The following is a 19,691-nucleotide window of genomic DNA, read 5'->3' as shown; positions in this document are numbered from 1 at the left end:
CGTCGGGAGGAGCTACGACGTCGCCACCCGTACCGGCAGGTGCTTGATGCCGTTCACGAAGTTGGAGCGGACGCGCCGCACGGGACCCGCGAGGCGGATGTCCGCGAGCCGGGGGATCAGCTCCTCGAACATGATGCGGATCTCCGTACGGGCCAGCAGGTTGCCCAGGCACAGGTGCGGGCTGCCCTTGCCGAAGGTGAGGTGGTCGTTCTCGGCGCGGGTCACGTCGAAGGCGTACGGGTCGGGGAACACGCCCTCGTCGCGGTTGCCCGACGCGTACCACATGACCACCTTGTCGCCCTCCTTGACCTTCCTGCCGCCCAGCTCGGTGTCCCGGGTCGCGGTGCGGCGGAAGTGGTAGATCGGGGAGGCCCAGCGCAGGAACTCCTCGACGGCGGCGGGGATGAGCGCCGGGTCGTCGCGCAGCCGCGCCAGCTGGTCCGGGTTCTCGATCAGTGCGAGCGCGGAGTGCGAAATGGCGTGCCTGGTCGTCTCGTTGCCCGCGACGACCAGGAGCAGGAAGTAGTTGTCGAAGTCCTGCCCGGAGAGCGGGACCCCGTCGCGCGGGACCTCGTTGACGAGGCGCGAGACGAGGTCGGTGCCGGCGCGGCCGCGCCGCTGCCCGGCCAGCTCGCGGCCGTACTCGAAGACCTCGGTCGCGGCGGGGGAGCGGAACGGCAGGTCGCGGTAGCGCTCGCTGTCCTCGCTGTCGAGCAGCACGTCGGCGTAGTCGGGGTCCGTGTTGCCGATGAGGCGGTTGCCCCAGGCGATGAGCTTGCGGTTGTCCTCGGGCGGCACGTCGAGGAGGCGGGCGAGCACGTTGATCGGGAAGTCCGCCGAGACGTGCTCGACGAAGTCGAACTCGCCCCGGGGCAGCGCCGCGTCGAGGGTGCGCGCGGTGAGGCCGCGCAGGAAGTCCGTGTAGCCGCTGATCACGGTGTGCCCGAACTGGCGCTGGAGCAGGCTGCGCAGCGCCCGGTGCCGGGTGCCGTCCAGCTCCAGCATCGAGGCGCGCTTGGCGATCTGGTCGTCGTCCACCTCTTCGAGGTTGACGAACCGCGCCGAGGTGAAGGTCTCCGCGTCGCGGTCGACGCGGACGATGTCCTCGTGCCGGGTGACCGCCCAGAAGCCGGAGTTGGGCGCGGGCTCGGGCTGCCAGTGGACGGGGTCCTCGTGGCGCAGGGTGTGGAACATCCGCCAGGGGGTGGTGCCGTCGGTGAAGCGGTCGAGGTCGGTGAGGTCGACCTCGTCCAGGGGCAGGGGCGGCGCCGGGTCGGGCGCCGTCACGGGGTGCGGGCGCCGGGGCTGCGGGGGCATGTCGGGGTTCCTTCCGGCCGTGCGGCGGGGGCGGTCACAGGTGGTACGCGTACTCGGTGAACTCCCAGTCGGTGACGTGCTGCTGGAAGCGGTCGACCTCGTTGTGCTTGTACGCGAGGTACGCGGTCGTGAAGTCCTTGCCGAGCAGCTGGGTCAGTCCCGAGTCCGCCTCCAGCGCGGCCAGTGCGGCGGGCAGCGTCGCGGGCAGCAGGGCGGCGCGCGCGGTGTCGTACCCGTACCCCTTCAGCGGCGCGGGCGGCTCGTCGGCCGCCTCGATGCCGAGCAGGACGGCCGCGACGACGGCCGCGACCAGCAGGTACGGGTTGGCGCTCGCGTCGCCCAGGCGCAGTTCGAGGCGGGTGCCCGAACCGCGCTCGGGCGGGACGCGGACCATCGCGCTGCGGTTGTCCAGGCCCCAGTCGATCAGCCAGGGCGCCAGGGTGTCGGGTCCGAACCTCTTGTAGGAGTTGACCGTCGGGTTGACCAGCGCGGACAGGGCGGGCGCGTGGGCGACGAGCCCGGCCACCGCGTGCCGTGCGGTGGCGGAGAGGCCGTCGGGGGCCGAGGGGTCGTCGAAGACGTTGTTCCCCTCGGCGTCCGTGCACGACAGGTGGAGGTGGAAGCCCGAACCGCCGGCGTCGTTGAAGGGCTTGGCCATGAAGGTGGCGAGCCTGCCCTCCTTGCGGGCCAGCTCCTTCACCGCGGACTTGAGCCGGAAGGCCCGGTCGGCCGCGTCCAGCGCGCCGGAGTGGGTGAGGTTGATCTCGAACTGCCCGCCGTCGAACTCGTGGTTGCCGTTGGTGACGCCGATGTCCGCCCCGTGCAGCAGCCGCAGCAGCCGCAGCAGGTGGTTGTCGGGGTCGGCGCGCAGCCCCGCCGTGTACACCGCGCCCGAAGCCGAGCTGTAGCGCCGCCAGCCGCCGGGCGCCGCCGGGTCGGCGTCGCACAGGAAGTACTCCAACTCCGGTCCTGCGACGGGGTGCAGGTCCCGTTCGGCGCACCGGGCGAGCACGGCGCGCAGCAGGTCGCGGGGGGACTCGGGGGTGGGGGTCCCGGTGTGCGGATCGGTGACGTCGCCCAGGCAGCTCGCCGTTCCCGGCTCCCAGGGCAGCGCGACGAGCGTGTCGAGGTCGGGGTGCACGACCACGTCGGGCAGGCCCGCGTCGAGGCCGCCGGGCACGGGCACCACGTCGCCGCCGGGAGTCGTGTGGTAGACGGCCCGGCAGAACGCGAGCCCGTGGGCGCAGGCCGTCGGAAGGTGGTCGAGCAGCACGTCGCGGGCGCGGTCCGTGCCGAGCAGATCGGGATAGACCACCCGCACCACGTCGATCCCTGTCGCGGCCAACCGCTCGGTGTGCCGACGGACCTGTGCGGGGTCGGGAGCGCTCACCGCTGCCTCCTCGGGCGGACCTGACGTGGCCGCAGTTGTGGGGTTGATGCAAGTTGTTTGATGCCAAACGATGCTTCGACGGTAGGGATGCTCCGGTCGGGTGCGCAAGGCCCGGGAGGTCAACTCCTCGTATCGCACGGGGGATTGACCGGACCGGAACGGTTGCCTACGTTGTTTGGTACCAAACGATTTATGGCGCCGGAGCTCAGGAGGGCCGTACATGAAGGTCGTCGTCGACAGGGGCAAGTGCCAGGACCACGGCCAGTGCGTATTCGCCGCCCCCGAGGTCTTCCGGCTGGACGACGAAGGGCACCTCGACTACACCACCGACCCCGACGACATCCGGCGCGACGACGTCGAGGACGCCGCCGACGTCTGCCCCGTGCAGGCCATCAGGATCGAGGACTGACCGATGAGCCCACGGCTTGCGGACCCGGGGCCGGTGCCCGCACGGCACGCGCCCCCGCGCGTCCTGATCGCGGGCGCCTCCCTCGGCGGGCTGCGCGCCGCCGAGCAGCTGCGCGCCGCGGGCTGGCACGGGGCGATCACCGTCGTCGGAGCCGAGCCCCACATGCCGTACAACCGCCCCCCGCTCTCCAAGGAAGTCCTCGCGGGCAGGGTGCCGTTCGACTCCCTCGCCTTCACGCCCAGGCCGAGCACCGCCGACGTGGAGTGGCGCATCGGCCGTCCCGTCGCCGCCGTACGGCTCCACGAGCGCGTCGCGGTCCTGGAGGGCGGCGAGGAGATCCCGTTCACCGGACTGGTCGCCGCGACCGGACTGCGCCCGCGCCGGCTCGCCCGGCCGGGGCCCGCGGGCCCGCTGAGCGGCCGGCACGTCCTGCGCACGATCTCCGACGCCCGCTCGCTGCACACCACACTCACCAGGCCCGGTGCCCGCCTCGTGGTCGTCGGGGCCGGGTTCATCGGCTGCGAAGTCGCCGCCACGGCCGTCGCGTTGGGCGTACGGGACGTGACCGTCGTGGACGTCGTACCGCTGCCGATGCTGCGACCGCTGGGCGAACCGCTGGCTCGTGCGCTGCTCGCCCGGCACCTCGCGCGCGGCGTGCGCTTCGTCCTCGGCGCGGGCGTCGCCGCGTTCACGGGCGAGGAACGGGTGAGGGGGGTGCTGCTGGACGACGGGCGCGAACTGGCGGCGGACGTGGTGGTGGAGTGCGTCGGCGCGCGCCCCAACACCGAATGGCTCGCGGGCAACGGACTCGACCTGACGGACGGGGTGCTGACCGACGAACAGCTGCGCACGCCGGGCGCGCCGCACGCCGTCGCGGTCGGTGACGTCGCCCGCTTCCCCGACGTCCGGTACGGCGGCCCCGCGCGCCGCGTCGAGCACTGGTCGATGCCGGGGGACAGCGCCCGGTACGCGGCCCGGACGCTCGTCGCCCAACTGGCGGGTGAAAAAAGGGAGTCGGCGCCCTTCGCGCCGCTGCCCAGCTTCTGGAGCGACCAGCACGACTTCCGCATCCAGTCCTTCGGCTCGCCCGAACTCGGCACGGGCGACATCCGCGTCGTCGAGGGCGACCCGGACGGCGACCGGGGCGACGGCGGCGACGTCGTCGCGGAGTACCGCGCGGACGGCCGCCTCGTCGGCGTCGTCGCGCTCGGCGGCCCGGCCGCCGCCGCGGCGGCCGCCCGGTACCGCGCCCGGCTCGTTCAGCAGCCCGCCCCGCTCGCGTGAGGAGCCCACGATGACAGGACTGCGCGGCTACTTCCCGCCCAAGACGGCGACCGGCGACTCCGCGCTGGCGCCCGCCCCGCCCTGGTACTACTCGGGAGACCTGCTCACCGTCGAGTACCGCACCGACCCCGAGCGGGTGCGCGAACTGCTGCCGCCGCCCCTCGAACTCGTCGACGACGACCCCGGAGCCGTCGCGCTCATCTGGGCGGACTGGCAGTCCTGTTCGACCGGACGCCAGGAGCTCCTCGACCCGGTCAGGTCGCAGTACAAGGAGGCGTTCGCGGTCGTGCGCTGCTCCTACCGGGGCCGCGTCTACTCGCGGTGCGTGTTCATCTGGGTCGACAAGGACTTCGCGCTCGCCAGGGGCTGGCACCAGGGCTACCCCAAGAAGCTCGGCTCCATCCACCAGACCCGCCCGCACCCCTACGGCCCCGCCCCCCGCGTGGAGGCGGGCGCGCGGTTCGGCGCCACGCTCGCCGCCGGGGACCGCCGCCTCGCGCAGACCGTGGTGACCCTGCGCGAGCCGTCCCCGACCGGCGGCACCGTCAACGCCCACCCGATGGCCCACCACCGCTGGCTGCCGTCCGTCGAGAAGGGCAAGGGGCTGGCCCTGGACGAACTCGTCGAGTCCGGCGCCGCCGCCTTCGAGGCCGGGCAACCCTGGACGGGCGACGCCGAGTTGGAACTCTTCGACGCGCCGACCGAGGAGCTGGCGCGCCTCGTGGTGCGCGAGCCCATCGCCGCGTACTACCGCCAGGTCGGCGTCGTCTGGGACGGCGGCCGGCTCCTGGAGTCCCACACGTCGGGCGCCGAATGACCCGCCCGCCGGCGCCCCGAGGAGGCCGCACATGACCGATCGCCCCAGTGCCGGGCCCGAAGGGCACCGGCCCCGGACCACGGGACCGCGCCCCCGGTCCGACTCCGCGGTCACGGGCCCCACCGCCACCGTCGAAGGCGTCACCGTCGACACCCGCCACTGGATCGGCGGCCTGCGCCGCGCCTCCGCGGCGACCTTCACCGACCACTCGCCCGTCGACGGCCGCCCCCTCGCCGAGGTGGCCAGGGGCACCGGCGCCGACGCCGACGCGGCCGTCGCGGCCGCCGTCGCCGCGTTCCCCGACTGGGCCGCCACGCCCCGCGAGGAACGGGCCCGCCTGCTGCACGCGATCGCCGACGGCGTGCACAAGAACCTCGACGACCTCGCCCGCGTCGAGACCGCCGACAACGGCGCCCTGCTCCGCTCCCACCGCCGCGGCGTCATGCCCCGCGTCGCCCACAACTTCCGCTACTTCGCGGACCGCTCACTCACCCTGGAGCACCCGGACACCGACACGCGCGGCCACCGCAACCGCGTCTCCTGGGACCCGGCGGGCCCCTGCGCGCTGATCACCCCGTGGAACGCGCCCCTGATGCTCGCCACCTGGAAGGTCGCCCCCGCGCTCGCCGCGGGCAACACCGTCGTCCTCAAGCCCGCCGAGTGGTCCCCGCTGACCGCCTCGCTCCTGGCCGACATCGCCGAGCGGGCGGGCCTGCCGCCCGGCGTCCTCAACGTCCTCCAGGGATACGGCTCCGAGGCGGGCGCCGCCCTCGCCGCCCACCCCGACGTGCGCCGCGTCAGCTTCACCGGATCCGTGCCGACCGGCAAGGCGGTCGCCGCGGCCGCCGCGCTCAACCTCACGCCCGTGAGCCTCGAACTGGGCGGAAAATCACCGCTGTTGGTCTTCGACGACGCCGATGCCGACCTCGCCGTCGACCTGGCCGTCGAGCAGTACGACAACGCCGGACAGGTCTGCCTCGCCGCGACCAGGCTCCTCGTCCAGGAGTCCGTGGCCGAGGAGTTCACCGACCGCTTCCTGGCCCGCGTCGACCGGCTCGTGCAGGGCGACCCCCGCGACGGGGCCACCGACCTGGGGCCCCTGGTCCACCCGCGCCAACTGGAGCGCGTCGACGGCTTCGTACGGCGCGCCACGGCCGCCGGGGCCGTGGCCGCGCGGGGCGGCGCACCGCGCGGCGGCCTCTACTACCCGCCCACGCTCCTCACCGGCCCCGCGCAGGACAGCGAGATCGTCCAGGAAGAGGTCTTCGGCCCCGTCCTGACCCTCCAGACCTTCACCGACGAGGACGAGGCGGTGCGGCTCGCCAACGACACCCGCTTCGGCCTCGCGGCGACCGTCGTCACCACCGACCCCGCACGAGCCGACCGGATCACGGCCCGACTGGTCGCGGGCACCGTCTGGGTCAACTGCTTCTACGTGCGCGACCTCGCCGTGCCCTTCGGCGGCGCCCGCCAGTCCGGCATCGGCCGCGAGGGCGGCGCCTGGAGCTTCGACTTCTACTGCGACCTGAAGAACACCGTCACCGCACCTGCCACCGCACCCGTCAGCGCACCGCACGGCTGGAGGAGCCATGGGTGAGATCACCGGCGCGGGCCTGCTCGCCCACGTCCCCACCGTCGTGCTGCCCGACGACGTCCGCCTCGCCCTCAACGACGGCAAGGAGTCCACCCTCGTCACCGGCCTCAAGCGGCTGCGCGACGACGTCTTCGACCCGGCGTCCGGCACGGCGTACGACACGGTCGTCGTCCTCGACTCGCACTGGGCCACCACCGTCGAGTTCGTCGTCACCGCGCACGGCCGCAGGGCGGGGCTCTTCACCTCCGACGAACTGCCGCGCGGCATGCGCAGGATGCCGTACGACTATCCGGGCGACCCCGAACTGGCCCACGCCGTCGCCTCGTTCGCCCAGCGGCACGGCACCTGGATCACCCCGGTCGACGACCCGTACCTCCCGCTCCACTACGCCACCCTCAACCTCTGGAAGTACCTGGGCGAAGGGCTGCCCGACAAGCGCTGGGTCTCCATCGGCGTCTGCCAGACCGGCGACGCGGACGACCACCTGCGCCTGGGCCGGGCCCTGGCCGACGGAATCGCCACGGTGCCGGGGCGCAAGGTCCTCGTCATCGCCTCGGGCGCGCTCTCGCACCGCTTCTGGCCGCTGCGCGAACTGCGCGCCCACGAGGCCGCCGACCCCGTCCACATCCGCACGCCCGAGGCGCGCGCCGCCGACGAACAGCGCATCGCGTGGTTCGCCGAAGGGAGGCACGACCGGGTGCTCGACACGATGGCGGAGTTCGACCGGTTCAAGCCGGAGGCGCGGTTCGCGCACTACCTGATGCTCGCGGGCGCGCTCGGGGGACGCGCGTGCACGGCACGGGCCAGGAGGTACGGGGAGTACGAGAACTCCATCGGCACGGGCCAGGCACACCTCTGGTTCGACCGGCCCGAAGACGGCTGGGCGGGACGCGACGCGGCGACGGCCGTACGGGCTCCCGCCGCGCGCCACCCCCACGGCCACCTGCGGGAGGTGTGACGTGCCCGAGTACCGCCGCGTCCTGCTGGACGGCGCCGCCGTGCACACCGTGCGCGACGGCGACGAACTCGTGGCCGGGGACGGCCGCCGCGTCAAGACCGACCGGGCGCACCACCTGCCGCCCGTCACCCCGTCGAAGGTCATCGCCGTCCACCTCAACCACCGCAGCCGCGTGGAGGAGTTCGGCGCGCGGCTCCCGGCCGCACCGACCTACTTCCACAAGCCGGTCTCCGCCCTCAACGCGCACCGGGGAGCGGTGGTCAGGCCGCTCGGCTGCAAGTGGCTCAACTACGAGGGCGAGATCGCCATCGTCATCGGCCGCACCACCCGTAACATCGCCCCCTCCGAAGCCGCCGCCCACATCGCCGGATACACCGTCGGCAACGACTTCGGGCTGCACGACTTCCGCGACACCGACGCGGGCTCCATGCTGCGCGTCAAGGGCTCCGACACGCTCTGCCCGCTCGGCCCAGGCCTCGTCACCGGCTGGGACTTCCACCACAAACGGCTGCGCACGTACGTCAACGGCGAAGTCGTCCAGGACGGTTCGACCGACGAGATGCGCTGGGACATGCACTACCTCGTCGCGGACATCGCCCGCACCATCACCCTGCTTCCCGGCGACGTCCTGCTCTCCGGCACCCCGGCGGGCTCCCGTCCGGTGAGTCCGGGCGACGTCGTGGAGGTCGAGGTGGAGGGCCTGGGACGGCTCACCAACCACGTCGTCACGGGCCCCACCCCCATCCGCGAGGACGTCGGCGCCCAGCCCACCGAGTCCGAGGAAGTGCTGTCCACGGCGCTCGGCGGCGACTGGGAGTTCCGCGGGATCCGACCACCCGGGCGCTGACCCGCGCCGGGCGAAGGCGCCGTACCGGGCTTGCCACGGGGATGCCCGGCACGGCGCCGCCCGCTCTTCCGCGCGCACGCAGCCGCCCGCCCCGCACCACACACTGGACCCGAGAACCGAAGGACCGGGGATGCCGCAGACCAGACACGACGGGCCCACCAGACACGACGCACCCACCCGGCTCAAGCGCGACGCCCTCGGGGTGCTGGGCATCCTCTTCCTCGTCCTGTCCGCACAGGCGCCGCTCACCGGCATCGCCGGCGCCGTACCCCTCTCGGTCGCCCTCGGCAACGGCCCGGCCGTGCCCGCCGCGTACGTCGCGGCGGGCGTCGTGGTGCTGCTCTTCTCCGTCGGGTTCGTCGCCATGGGCCGCCACGTCGTGGACGCGGGCGCGTTCTACACCTACATCGGACGCGGTCTCGGCCGCACCGCGGGCACCGCGAGCGCGGGCGTCGCGCTGTTCGCGTACTGCACCATCCAGGCGGCGATGTACGGGCTGTACGGCGCCACCGTCAGCGGACTCCTGGCGGAGCACACCGCCCTCGACCCGCCCTGGTGGGCCTGCGCGCTGGTCACGATGGCCCTCGTCGAGGCGCTCGGCGCGACCGGCATCGACCTGGGCGCCAAGGTCCTCGCGGTGTTCGTGCTCGCCGAGACCGGCATCCTGCTCGCCTTCGCGCTCGTGACCCTCGTCGACGGCGGCGGCCCCGGCGGCCTCGACTTCGGCGGGAGCTTCTCGCCCGGCGCGGCACTGGACGGGGCGCCGGGCGTGGCCCTGATGTTCGCGGTGGCCTCGATGTTCGGCTTCGAGGCCACCGCCATCTACGGCGAGGAGGCACGGACCCCGCACCGGACGGTGCCCCGGGCGACGTACCTCTCCATCAGCCTGGTCACGGTGTTCTTCGCGGTCACCTCCTGGACGCTCATCTCGGCCCAGGGCGGCGCGGCCGCCCCGGAGGCCGCGGGCCGGGCCCTGGAGGGCGGGGACTCGGCGGCCTTCGTGTTCGACCCGGTCGCCGACCGGCTCGGGTCCTGGGCGGGCGTCCTGCTGCCGCTGCTGCTGGCGACGTCCCTCTTCGCCGGGGTGCTCGCCTTCCACAACTCGGCCAACCGCTACCTGTTCTCGCTGGGCCGCGAGCGGCTGCTGCCGCACGTGCTGTGCCGCCTCAACCGGCGGCGCGCCCCCTGGGCGGCGGGCGTCGCGCAGACCGCCGTCGCGGTACTGCTGGTGGTGCCCTTCGCGCTCGCCGGGAAGGACCCCGTACTGACGCTGTTCTCCTGGTTCAGCGGAGTCGCCGTCCTCGCGATGATGCTCCTGTACTTCCTGACCTCCGTGTCGGTGGTCGCTTTCTTCCGGCACGCGCGGGACTCCCGGGGCGAGCGCTTCGACACCCGCCCCTGGCACACCCTCGTGGCCCCGGCGCTCGGCGCGCTGGGCCTCGCGGGCGCCATCTGGCTGATCCTCGCCAACCTGACGACCCTCATCGGCGGCGACCGGACCACGGCGACCTGGCTGGCGCTGGCCGTCCCCGTGGTCTTCGCCGCGGGCGCGGGCACGGCGCGCCTGATCCCCCGCAGACCCCAGGACCCTCCGGCCCCCGGAGCGGAGTCCCCGGCTCCCGGACCGGAGTCGCGGGATCCCGAGCCCCAAGTCCCGCCCGATCCCCGGGACCCCCGGCCCCCGACCCCGTGATCCCGTACGTCCGCGAACCCCGAGGTACCCGCTGTGAGCACCCGAGCACGCCCCCTGATCGCCGTCCCCGCCCGCTTCGCCGCCTCCACGTCCGCCCTGCGCTACGCCGCCGAGGTCAACGCCCGCGCCCTGATCGAGGCCGTGTGGCGGGCGGGCGGCGAACCGGCGAGCATCCACCCGTACGCCCCCGGAGGGTCGGCGGACCCGTCCCTGGCCGCCGACCGGATGCGCCGCTTCGACGGGATCCTGCTGCCGGGCGGCGGCGACATCGCGCCGAGCCGCTACATCGGCGACCCCGCCCACGGCAGCGTCTACGACGTGGACGCCGAACAGGACGGCTTCGACCTGGCGCTGACCCGCCACGCCCTGGGGACCGGGCTGCCGCTGCTGGCGATCTGCCGGGGCCTCCAGGTCGTCAACGTCGCCCTGGGCGGCACGCTCCAGCAGCACATGTCCACGAAGCGGCGGGTGCACCGCAACCTCGTGCACCAGGTGAGCGTGGAGCGCGGCACCCTGCTGCGCGAGGTCACGGGGGCGCCCGTGGTGACGGCCTCGTGCTTCCACCACCAGCGCGTGGACCGGATGGGCGCGGGCCTCACGGTCACGGCACGCGCTGACGACGGAACCCGCGAGGCGCTCGAACTGCCCACGGCCCGGGGGTGGTTCACCGCTGTGCAGTGGCACCCGGAGGACACGGCCCGTCAGGACCCCGCGCAGCAAAGGCTGTTCGACGCGTTCGTGCAGGCGGCCAGGGGCCACCGGTGAGGGCGCGATCGCCAAGTCCCGCGAACACGGGGCAAACGGCCGGACCCGCGCGTGCGCCCCGCCGGACGGCTCGGCCCCCCGCCCTACCCCTTCGCCGCCCTGCGGCCGCTCCTGCGCGGCGCGGGCTGCGCGCCGTCCAGCAGCGTCAGCCTGCGCTCCTCGCCGTGCTCCTCCACCTGGAGCACGACCTGCCGCAGCGCCTGCGCCACGCCGTGGCACTCCGCGTCGCTGAGCCTGCTGGTGACGAACGCCTCCTCCTCGTTGAAGCGGGGGAAGACGTCCTGCATCAACTCCTCGCCCTTCTCGGTGAGTCGAAGCAGCACCCGCCGTCCGTCCTCCGGGTGTGCGGCGCGCCGCACGAGGCCCCGTGCCTCCAGGGTCCGTACGACACCGGTCAGCGTGCCCTTGGAGATGCCGGCCTCCTCTGCCACGCGCCGGGTCTCCGACTCGCCCCAGATCCACACCACCCAGAGCACGACGAAGCCGGTCCAGGTCAGATCGGCGCCGCGCAGCACGGAGTTCTCCAGGTGCTGGCGCACGGCGGTGGCCGCACGGTAGATGTTGGCGACGGCGGCCATCTGCTCGTGCCGGATCGGCGCTCCGCCGAGCTTCTCCCTGGCGAGCCGCTCGGCCCGGGTGATGGACTGCTGGCCGGACACGGAACCCCCTCCTTCGACCCGGTGGGGGCGACGGGCCCCAGGTCAGTCGTTCGGAGTCAAACCATACGCCAAGGTCCGGTGCGGTGCCTCCGAACACCGTGGGCGAAAGGCGCAGTTGACCGCCGCTCCCGCGCTCCTCCGCCACCGGCCGCACCCCGTGTCACCCGGATCCACCCTCCGGGGAAGGCCCGTACCCCGGCCCCGGCGGGCACTCGGCCCGCCCCACACCGCACCTCCTGCGTCCGTCCTGCCCCGGACAGAGGGGAAGACCGTCATGAAGCGTGCCCTCGTCGTCATCGACGTCCAGAACGAGTACCTCACGGGCGGGTTGCCGATCGGCTACCCGGACCCGAACTGGAGCCTCACCAACATCGCCGCCGCCATGGACGCGGCCGCCCAGGAGGGCGTCCCCGTGGTGGTCGTCCAGCACGTGGCCCCCGAGGGCTCACCGATCTTCGCCAGGGGGAGCCACGGCTGCGCGCTGCCCGAAGCGGTGGCATCGCGCCCGTACGACCACCTCGTGGAGAAGACCCTGCCCTCCAGCTTCACCGGCACCGACCTCGCCGACTGGCTGGCCCGGCACGACATCGACACCCTCTCGATCACCGGGTACATGACCCAGACCTGCATCGAGTCCACCTCGCGCGAGGCGGTGCACCGCGGGTACGGCGTGGAGGTCCTGTCCGACGCGACGGGGGCCCTGCCCATGTCGAACCGCATCGGGACGCTCACCGCCGAGCAGATCCACCAGACGGTGCTCGTCGTGCTGCAGGCGTTCTTCGCCTCGGTCGTCACGACCGCGCAGTGGGTCGACGCCGTCCGGCACAAGACCCCGCTGGGCGGCCCCGACTTCGCGGGGGCCGTCGAGGCGGCGCGCGCGGCGGGGAACAGGCCCGGCTCCACCTCCTGAGGGCCGCGGATCAGGTGGCGCGGGCGGCTGCCCGTACGGGGCCGTCCCGTCACCCCATCCGCTGGTGACTGCCGGGCGTGCAGCCGAACGCGCGGCGGAACACGTCGATGAAGGCGCTGGCCGACGCCCATCCGCAGCGGTGCGCGACCGCCGTGACGGGGTCGCCGTCGGCCAGCATCCGCAGCGCGTGGTACAGCCGCAACTGCGTGCGCCACTGCGGGAACGTCATGCCCAGCTCGCGCCGGAAGAGGCGGCTCAGGGTGCGCTCGCCGGCCCCGCTGCCCGCCGCGAGCTCGCCCAGTGTCCGGGGGTCCGCCGGGTCCCGGTGCAACCGCCGGCAGACCGCGACGAGCCGGGGGTCGGTGGGCGTCGGAAGCTGCACGGGCTGCCGGGGCGAGGCGCGCAGCTGGTCCAGCAGGACGGCGCGCAGCCGCTGCCGCTCGGGGCCCTCGTCGTACGGGTCCCGGGTGCACGCCAGGATCAGCTCGCGCAGCAGCGGCCCGACCGCGAGGACGGTGGGGGCGTCGAGGCCGAGCGGGTTGGTGTCGGCGGGCAGCCCGAGCAGGTGCAGTTCGAGGTGGCCGTGCGCACGGTGGGCGTGTACGCATCCGGCGGGGACCCAGATGGCGCGGGTGCCGGGTGCGAACCACGTGCCTCCGTCCGTGGTGACGGCGAGGACGCCGGAGCCCGCGTAGACGATCTGGTGGTCGTCGTGGCGGTGCGCGTCGATCCGCTCCCCGGGTGCCAGGGCCTGGGTGCGCGTCGGGGCCTGGGGCGTGTGGCGGATTTCCGGCATGGCTTGGCACTTTATCGGAAGCACGCCGGACCGTGCTCCGCCGACGATGGGCCCATGCCGACCGAACACCCCGCACGGCCCGCGAGCCGGGCCCGCCCCGAACGCCACGCATCGCGCCCGTCGCGCGGCGGCCCCGTCACGCTGCTGTCCCTGGGCCACTCCTGCGTGGACGTCTACCAGGGAGCGGTGGCCGCCCTGGTCCCGTACTTCGTCGCCGAGCGCGCCTACACCTACGCCGCCGCGTCCGGCCTGGTGCTGGCCGCGTCCCTGCTCTCCTCGGTGGTGCAGCCGCTGTTCGGCGCGCTCACCGACCGCAGGGCCCTGCCGTGGCTGCTGCCGGTGAGCACCCTGGTGGGCGGCGCGGGCGTGGCGCTGGTCGGGATCTCGGACTCCTACGCCCTCGCGTTCGCCGCCATCGCGCTCTCCGGGATCGGCGTCGCCGCCTACCACCCGGAGGGCGCCCGCGCCGCGCGGGCCGCGGCAGGCGACAGCCACACGGCGATGGGCTGGTACGCGCTCGGCGGCAACCTCGGTTTCGCCACCGCGCCGCTGCTGGTCACGGCCGTCGTCGCGACGGGCGGACTGGCGGCCTCCCCGCTCCTCGTACTGCCCGCGCTCCTGGGCGCGGTGCTGTGCGCGACGGCCCTGCGCCGGGCGGCGCCCACCGGCCGGGGGGCCGGGGCGGGAGGGGCGACAGGGACGGGAGGGATGCCGGAGGCGGGGGAGAGCGACTGGCGGTCGTTCCTGAAGCTGTCGGGCGCCGTGGTGTGCCGCTCGATCGTCTTCGTCTCGTTGAGCACGTTCGTCTCGCTGTACGTGCGCCAGCGCACGGGCGGCGGTCCCGCGTCCGGCACCGCCGCACTGACCGTCCTGTACGTCGGCGGCGCGGTGGGCACGGTGGCGGGCGGCAGGCTCGCCGCGCGCCACGGCCGGGTGCGGGTCGTCCAGGGCGCGTACGCGCTGAGCGTCTTCGCCGTGGCGGGCGTGGTGTTCGTCCCGGGACCGCCGGTCTACCTCTTCGTCGCGCTCACCTCGGCCGGTCTGTACGTCCCCTTCTCCCTGCACATCACCCTCGGCCAGGACTACCTGCCCACGCGGGTGGGCACCGCGAGCGGCGTCACGCTGGGGCTGACGGTGAGCGTCGGCGGGCTCGCCAGCCCGCTGGTCGGGGCCCTCGCCGACGCCACGTCGCTGCGCACGGCGCTCGCACCGCTGATCGCGCTCCCCGCGCTCGGCCTGCTCCTGCTGCGCGGGCTGCCCGAACCGGGCGCGAGACCGGCGGCCGCGGGCAGCGGTGAAGATCGATAGATTGGCGTGCCCCGGCTCACGGGCCCGTGCCCTGCCCTGTCCTGCCCTGTCCTGCCCAAGTCTTCATCCCCGGAGGAACAGTTGGAGCTTCCCGAGCGCTCGCGCGTCTCCGCCTACGCGGTGGCCACCGAGGACGACCGGATCCTGCTGACCCGGCTCAACGCCGCATCGCCCGTCTTCGAGCCCGGACTCTGGCACCTGCCCGGCGGCGGGATCGACCACGGCGAACAGCCGCGCGAGGCCCTGGCGCGCGAGCTGTACGAGGAGACCGGACTCGAAGTGCGCACCGCGGAGCTGGTCGACTCGCGCGCCTACACCGTCCAACGCCTCGGCGTGCACTGGCACTTGGTGGGGCTCTTCTACGTCGTCGACCTCGTGCCCGCACCGGCCTTCGTCGCCAGGGCCGACGACTCCACCGACGAGGTCGCCTGGCAGCCGCTGGCCGGACTTCCGGAGGCGGCGCTGTCCCCGGCGGCGATCGACGCGCTGGCGATGCTCGGGGTCCGCGCGGCCGTTCGATAAATTGATCGACAGCCCCGAAGGTCCGGACCTATGGTCCGGCTGTGACGGAGCAGAAGGTACGGGCGGTACGGCAGGACGCGGCCGAGGACGGGCTGTTCTCCCGTACGTACGCGGCCACCAGCGTCAGTTTCGCCGCGGTGATGTTCCTGACGGGCTTCGCCGCGCTCGCGGTGATGCCCACGCTGCCCGCGGCGGCGCGGGACCTGGACGGGGTGTCGCTCTATCCGCTGGTCGCGGGCTCCTTCGTCGCGGCGAGCCTGCTGGGCGGGGTGCTCGGCGGCTACTGGTCGGACCGCTCGGGGGCCCGCCGCCCGCTCGCCGCCGGTGTGGTCCTCGCGGTGGTCACCCTGGTGATCTCGGCGGCCAGCACCAGCATCTGGCAGCTCGTCGCGGGCCGCTTCCTGGACGGAGTGGCGGCCGGCATGGTCGCGGTGTCCATCAACACCGCGATCGGCCAGGCCTATCCGGACCGGCTGCGGGGCCGCGCCCTGGCGCTGATGAGCACCTGCTGGATCGTCCCGTCGCTGGCGGGCCCGCCGCTCGCGGGTCTGGTGACCGCGTGGTGGTCCTGGCGCGTGGTCTTCTACGGCCTCGCCGCCCTGACCCTGATCCCCGCGCTGGCCGTGGTCACGATGCTGCGGCAGAAGCGACGGGAACAGCACGAAGGGCCCGAAGAGCGTGAAGGGAACGAGCGACAGGAGGGGCAGGAGCGGCAGGAGATGGACGAACGGCCGCCGCGCCCTGCGCTGTTGGTCGCGATCGCGGTGAGTCTGGGCGCGGCGCTCGCCCAGTTCGGCGTCTCCGGATGGGACGTGCGCCACGCGCTCTTCGCCGTGGGCGGCCTCGCCCTGCTCGTGGTGTTCGCCCCGCGCCTGCTGCCGCGCGGCACGTGGACGGCGGCGCGCGGACTGCCCGCCACGGTCCTGCTGCGCGGCCTCTGTTCGGGGGCGTACTTCACGCTGGAGGCGTTCGTACCGCTGCTGCTCGACCACGAGCGGCGGGTGCCGGGAGTGCTGACCGGTCTCGCCTTCACGGGCGCGGCCATCGCCTGGGCCGCCTCGTCCTGGGTGCAGAGCCGTCTGCTCGACCACTGGCCCCGGCACCGTCTGGTCGTGGCGGGCACCGGCCTGATGGTGCTCGCCGCCGTGATCGCGGGCATCGGGACCGTCCCGAGCGTGCCCGCCTTCACCGCTGCTTCGTCGATGGTCGTCGCGGCGCTCGGCATGGGCCTGGCCGCCCCGGCCCTGACCCTGCTCTCGCTCTCCCACAGCCCGGCCGGGCGGCAGGGCCACGCGAGCAGTGCGATGCAGACCGCGCAGAACCTCGGCCAGATCACGGTCATCGGTCTCGCGTCCGCGATCTTCAACGCCCTCCTGGGCTTCGGCTCCAACGACCTGCTGGGCTACGCGGCGGTGTTCGCGCTGCTCGTCGTGCCGATCACGCTGGCGGGCCTGCTGGCGGTGCGCGCGCGGGGCGGGGACTGACGCGGACCCGGCGTCCCGACCGGGACAGAGCTGTGCCCCGGGACCGTGCGGAACGGTCCCGGGGCACCCGCCCGTCGAGGGGCGTACCTCATGCCCGGTAAGGGGCACGCCTCATGGAGGCGTGGGTATTACGAGGCGTCCCGCACCGTGCCCGTGACCACCGGGCCCGGGTGCGGCTCCCACTTCGCGTCGAGCGTGAACCACTGTGCCTTGAACGTCCGCTCGGGCTGGCTCGCCGGGTTCTTGAGGATCGGGATGGCCAGCTCGGCCCCCGTGCGGGACGTCACGGCGAGGACGAGCGAGGGGTCGTCGTAGATCTTCGACAGCGGCCGCACCGGGGTGGGCTTCTCGCCGAAGTTCTCCTCCAGCCACACCGGGTCCACGTCGGCCGTGGTCAGCTCGGTCCCCTCGGTGACGGGCAGGAACCTGAACTCGCCCATGACGTCCGCGTCCGAGGGCGCCGACAGCGTCATCCGCCACTTCAGCGCCTGGCCCTCGGTGACCCGGTCGGCGACGGGCTTCACGACGACATCGGGCATCGGGTCGTCGTTCAGCGTCATCACGCCGCCGTGGTGCGAACCGATCACCGCGCCGCGCACCGACTTGGCGAACGCGTCGTACCCCATGTCGTAGCCGTAGCGGGTGTTGCCCCGTATCTTCACCGGCACGTTGACGTCCTGGACGCCCGCCCGCACCGTCACCAGCCGGGACTGGATCTGCTCCGAATCGGACCTTGAGGTGAACAGCCGGATCTGGCCGCTGCCCTTGCCGGAGACCCGCACCGGGATCCGGTAGGTGCGCTCACCGCTGTCGCCCTCCTTGACCGTCAGCCGGCCGAAGTCGACGCGCGGCATCGGGGAGGCGGTCACGGCGGGCGTGCCGGGGCGCCAGCCCCAGGCGTCGATCAGCCAGACCTGGCGCGATCCGGAGCGCTGGGTCAGCTCCAGCGTCTTGATCCGCTTGAGGTCCAGGCCCGCGCGGGCGGCGGCCGCCAGCGGCACGCGCACCTCGCGCGCCCACAGCGAGGCGGTCGCCTCGCTGCCGGGCAGCGACTCCACGGTGGCCCGGCCGAGCTTGGCCTTGCGGCCCGAAGCGTCGACCAGAGTGACGTCCAGCCCGGCTGCCGGGGCGTTCGCGGGCACGAACGCGCGCAGCGCCAGGGAGGCGGAGCCCTTCAGCGAGAACGGCTTGACCGCGCTGACCTTCGCCGTGGTGCCGGGACGCGACCAGCGCATCGCCACCGCGTCACGGCCCGGCTCCGGCAGGGCCTCCCAGAACGCGAAGTGCGGAGACCTGCCGGCGCCCTCGAAGGGGAGGCAGGAGCGCGACTCGTCCGTGGCGACCTGCGCGCAGAGCCGCGCGCCGGCCCCGGAGACCTTGAGCCCGGGGCCCGGCAGGAAGGCCGGGGTGCGGTTCGCGCCGATCGCGTGGGACAGCACCCGCGCGGGGCCCGCGGACGGGGCGCGGCGCCCCGTGCCGTCGAGCAGCGGGCGCACCTTGTCGTCGCCCGCGACGAACAGACGGGCGGCGGCGGCGATGTACGAGGCGCCCGCCTGCTGCTGCTGGACCGCGGTCAGCCGGGTCCTGGTGCCGGGCGAGCACACCGGGTCGGGGTTCTCGCCGGGCGCGAAGTCGTCGTCGGCGGGCGCCTTGGCCTGGCCGGGAGTCCACTCGCTGTTGAAGAAGTTGTGGTTGGCGCCGACCACGTAGAGCGCGCTCTGGAGCGCGGCTCCCTTGCCGATGCCGCGTGCCGCGTCCAGGTACATCTGGCCCTGGAGGTCGGACACGTCGCCGTCGCAGCCCGGCAGGATCGTCGTTGAAGGAACGTCGGGGACCGGGTTCTGGCCGAAGATGGTCGGGCCGATCAGCACGTTGCCGCGGATCTTCCAGCGGACCGGGCCGCGGTAGCCGTCCTGGTGGGCGGGGGCCGGGTACAGGCTGTCGAGCGCGGCCCTGTTGACGCCCTCGCCGCCCCTGGAGTGGCCGACGAGCAGCACCTTGTTCAGGTCGGCGGGCGCGACGGCGCGCACGGAGGCGGGCGCCGTGCCGCGGTTCGCGGCCCACTGCGCCCAGCGCGCGAGGTGCTGGCGCACGAGCGAGGAGCGGGCCTGCGCGCCGCCGTCCTCGGCGTTCCAGTCCTGCCCGTTGATGCCGTTGGCCGAGACGGAGACCGTCACGTAGCCCTGGGAGGCCAGCAGCTGCTGGGCGCGCTGGTAACCCTGGTAGCTGGGGATCGGCTCGGCGCCGGGCGCACAGGGCCAGTCGCCGGTGACCTCGCCCGCCGCCGTGAAGCAGGTGGCGTGGCGGCCGTGCAGGAACAGCGCGACCGGCCGCTTGCCGGGGGCGGCGACGGGGCCGATCACCCGGGCCTGCATCTCGACCGGGGCGGTGAAGCCCGGCAGCTTCACCGACGGCAGCGCGTACTCGCCCGCGGCCGTCCGGTACGGGCCCGGCTTTCCCGGGTCGACCGGGTTGACGGGCAGCTGGGCCTCGGCCCGCAGGGGCGCGGCACCGCGCGGCGCGAGCGAGCGGGCCTCCTCGGCGCCGACCGCGTCCAGCCGCCGCCCGCCCGCCAGCACCCGCAGTTCCTCGGGCGATCCGAGGCGCGCGGTGTCGAGCGGGAGCCGGAAGGACCGGCGGTCCTTCGAGGCGACGGGCCTGCCGAGGAGCTTGTCCCCGGCGTAGAACTCGACGCGGGCGTCGCCCATGGGAACGGGCTCGGAAGACGTCCAGACGAGGTGTCGTCCGGCGCCCTCCCCGGTGAACAGCCAGCCCTTGGGCAGCTGTTCGCCGGATCCCCGGGGCGACGCCCCGGATACGGAACCGGTCGTGCCCGGTGATGGTTCCGCCTGTGCGGGCCCCGTGGTTATCGCGGCCACCGCGAGGACCGCCAGTCCGGCGGTCGTCGCGCGCGTCACACGTCTCAAGTCGATCCTCC

17 protein-coding genes are annotated in these 19,691 nt (G+C 73.9%); 12 read left to right on the top strand and 5 right to left on the bottom strand.

From position 1 onward, the window contains the following. Window positions 1-12 precede the first annotated feature (12 nt). Window positions 13-1,317, bottom strand: a complete 1,305-nt coding sequence (locus ACIBNE_RS24890) for a cytochrome P450 (protein WP_399275047.1) — start codon at window positions 1,315-1,317, stop codon at window positions 13-15. Window positions 1,318-1,351: 34 nt separating this feature from the next. Beyond that, window positions 1,352-2,707 (bottom strand): glutamine synthetase family protein, encoded by a 1,356-nt coding sequence (locus ACIBNE_RS24885; RefSeq protein ID WP_399275045.1) that lies wholly within the window; start codon window positions 2,705-2,707, stop codon window positions 1,352-1,354. Between the two features lie 220 nt (window positions 2,708-2,927). Between ACIBNE_RS24885 and ACIBNE_RS24880 the strand changes: the two genes are divergently transcribed. From ACIBNE_RS24880 to ACIBNE_RS24845, 8 genes are all read left to right on the top strand, one after another. Next, window positions 2,928-3,116: a ferredoxin gene (locus ACIBNE_RS24880; RefSeq protein ID WP_399275043.1), complete on the top strand. Its 189-nt coding sequence runs from the start codon at window positions 2,928-2,930 to the stop codon at window positions 3,114-3,116. A gap of 3 nt (window positions 3,117-3,119) precedes the next feature. Beyond that, window positions 3,120-4,400, top strand: a complete 1,281-nt coding sequence (locus tag ACIBNE_RS24875) for an NAD(P)/FAD-dependent oxidoreductase (RefSeq protein WP_399275041.1) — start codon at window positions 3,120-3,122, stop codon at window positions 4,398-4,400. Window positions 4,401-4,410: 10 nt separating this feature from the next. After that, window positions 4,411-5,217: an acetoacetate decarboxylase family protein gene (locus ACIBNE_RS24870; RefSeq protein ID WP_399275039.1), complete on the top strand. Its 807-nt coding sequence runs from the start codon at window positions 4,411-4,413 to the stop codon at window positions 5,215-5,217. Between the two features lie 31 nt (window positions 5,218-5,248). Then, window positions 5,249-6,814 (top strand): aldehyde dehydrogenase family protein, encoded by a 1,566-nt coding sequence (locus ACIBNE_RS24865; protein WP_399275037.1) that lies wholly within the window; start codon window positions 5,249-5,251, stop codon window positions 6,812-6,814. After that, the gene (locus tag ACIBNE_RS24860) at window positions 6,807-7,769 is read left to right on the top strand and encodes a 3,4-dihydroxyphenylacetate 2,3-dioxygenase (protein WP_399275036.1); all 963 of its coding nucleotides are present in this window, start codon (window positions 6,807-6,809) and stop codon (window positions 7,767-7,769) included. Before ACIBNE_RS24865 ends, ACIBNE_RS24860 begins: the two co-directional genes overlap by 8 nt. 1 nt (window position 7,770) lies before the next feature. After that, window positions 7,771-8,616: a fumarylacetoacetate hydrolase family protein gene (locus ACIBNE_RS24855; RefSeq protein WP_399275035.1), complete on the top strand. Its 846-nt coding sequence runs from the start codon at window positions 7,771-7,773 to the stop codon at window positions 8,614-8,616. 130 nt (window positions 8,617-8,746) lie between these two features. Further along, on the top strand, window positions 8,747-10,309 hold the full coding sequence (locus ACIBNE_RS24850) for an APC family permease (RefSeq protein ID WP_399275033.1): 1,563 nt from the start codon (window positions 8,747-8,749) through the stop codon (window positions 10,307-10,309). A 33-nt stretch (window positions 10,310-10,342) separates the two neighbouring features. Then, complete coding sequence (locus tag ACIBNE_RS24845) at window positions 10,343-11,074, top strand: gamma-glutamyl-gamma-aminobutyrate hydrolase family protein (RefSeq protein WP_399275031.1); 732 nt, start codon at window positions 10,343-10,345, stop codon at window positions 11,072-11,074. An 83-nt stretch (window positions 11,075-11,157) separates the two neighbouring features. On the opposite strand, the gene ACIBNE_RS24840 is transcribed toward ACIBNE_RS24845, so the two are convergent. Then, window positions 11,158-11,733, bottom strand: coding sequence for a MarR family winged helix-turn-helix transcriptional regulator (locus ACIBNE_RS24840; RefSeq protein WP_399275029.1), 576 nt, complete (start codon window positions 11,731-11,733; stop codon window positions 11,158-11,160). 274 nt (window positions 11,734-12,007) lie between these two features. Here ACIBNE_RS24840 and ACIBNE_RS24835 point away from each other — a divergent pair, with 274 nt between their 5' ends. Then, window positions 12,008-12,643: an isochorismatase family protein gene (locus ACIBNE_RS24835; protein WP_399275027.1), complete on the top strand. Its 636-nt coding sequence runs from the start codon at window positions 12,008-12,010 to the stop codon at window positions 12,641-12,643. Between the two features lie 49 nt (window positions 12,644-12,692). Here the strand turns inward: ACIBNE_RS24835 and ACIBNE_RS24830 are convergent, their stop codons facing one another. Next, window positions 12,693-13,439 (bottom strand): AraC family transcriptional regulator, encoded by a 747-nt coding sequence (locus tag ACIBNE_RS24830; RefSeq protein WP_399275025.1) that lies wholly within the window; start codon window positions 13,437-13,439, stop codon window positions 12,693-12,695. 54 nt (window positions 13,440-13,493) lie between these two features. Between ACIBNE_RS24830 and ACIBNE_RS24825 the strand changes: the two genes are divergently transcribed. The 3 genes from ACIBNE_RS24825 to ACIBNE_RS24815 all read left to right on the top strand — a co-directional run bounded on the left by ACIBNE_RS24825 (window position 13,494) and on the right by ACIBNE_RS24815 (window position 16,753). After that, window positions 13,494-14,747, top strand: coding sequence for an MFS transporter (locus tag ACIBNE_RS24825; RefSeq protein ID WP_399275023.1), 1,254 nt, complete (start codon window positions 13,494-13,496; stop codon window positions 14,745-14,747). Between the two features lie 81 nt (window positions 14,748-14,828). Continuing rightward, the gene (locus ACIBNE_RS24820; RefSeq protein ID WP_399275021.1) at window positions 14,829-15,269 is read left to right on the top strand and encodes an NUDIX hydrolase; all 441 of its coding nucleotides are present in this window, start codon (window positions 14,829-14,831) and stop codon (window positions 15,267-15,269) included. Window positions 15,270-15,409: 140 nt separating this feature from the next. Then, window positions 15,410-16,753 carry an MFS transporter gene (locus tag ACIBNE_RS24815; RefSeq protein WP_399275427.1) on the top strand — a complete coding sequence of 448 codons (1,344 nt, stop codon included), beginning with the start codon at window positions 15,410-15,412 and terminating at the stop codon, window positions 16,751-16,753. Window positions 16,754-16,881: 128 nt separating this feature from the next. Here ACIBNE_RS24815 and ACIBNE_RS24810 read toward each other — a convergent pair whose 3' ends face one another. Further along, window positions 16,882-19,680, bottom strand: a complete 2,799-nt coding sequence (locus tag ACIBNE_RS24810) for an alpha/beta hydrolase family protein (RefSeq protein ID WP_399275020.1) — start codon at window positions 19,678-19,680, stop codon at window positions 16,882-16,884. Between the last annotated feature and the right edge of the window lie 11 nt (window positions 19,681-19,691).

Origin of the sequence: Streptomyces sp. NPDC050504, from assembly GCF_044458065.1 — a bacterium.
In the GTDB taxonomy this organism is placed as follows: domain Bacteria; phylum Actinomycetota; class Actinomycetes; order Streptomycetales; family Streptomycetaceae; genus Streptomyces.
Note: the sequence above shows the minus strand (reverse complement) of the source record. Positions and strands in the feature narration are given on the sequence as shown.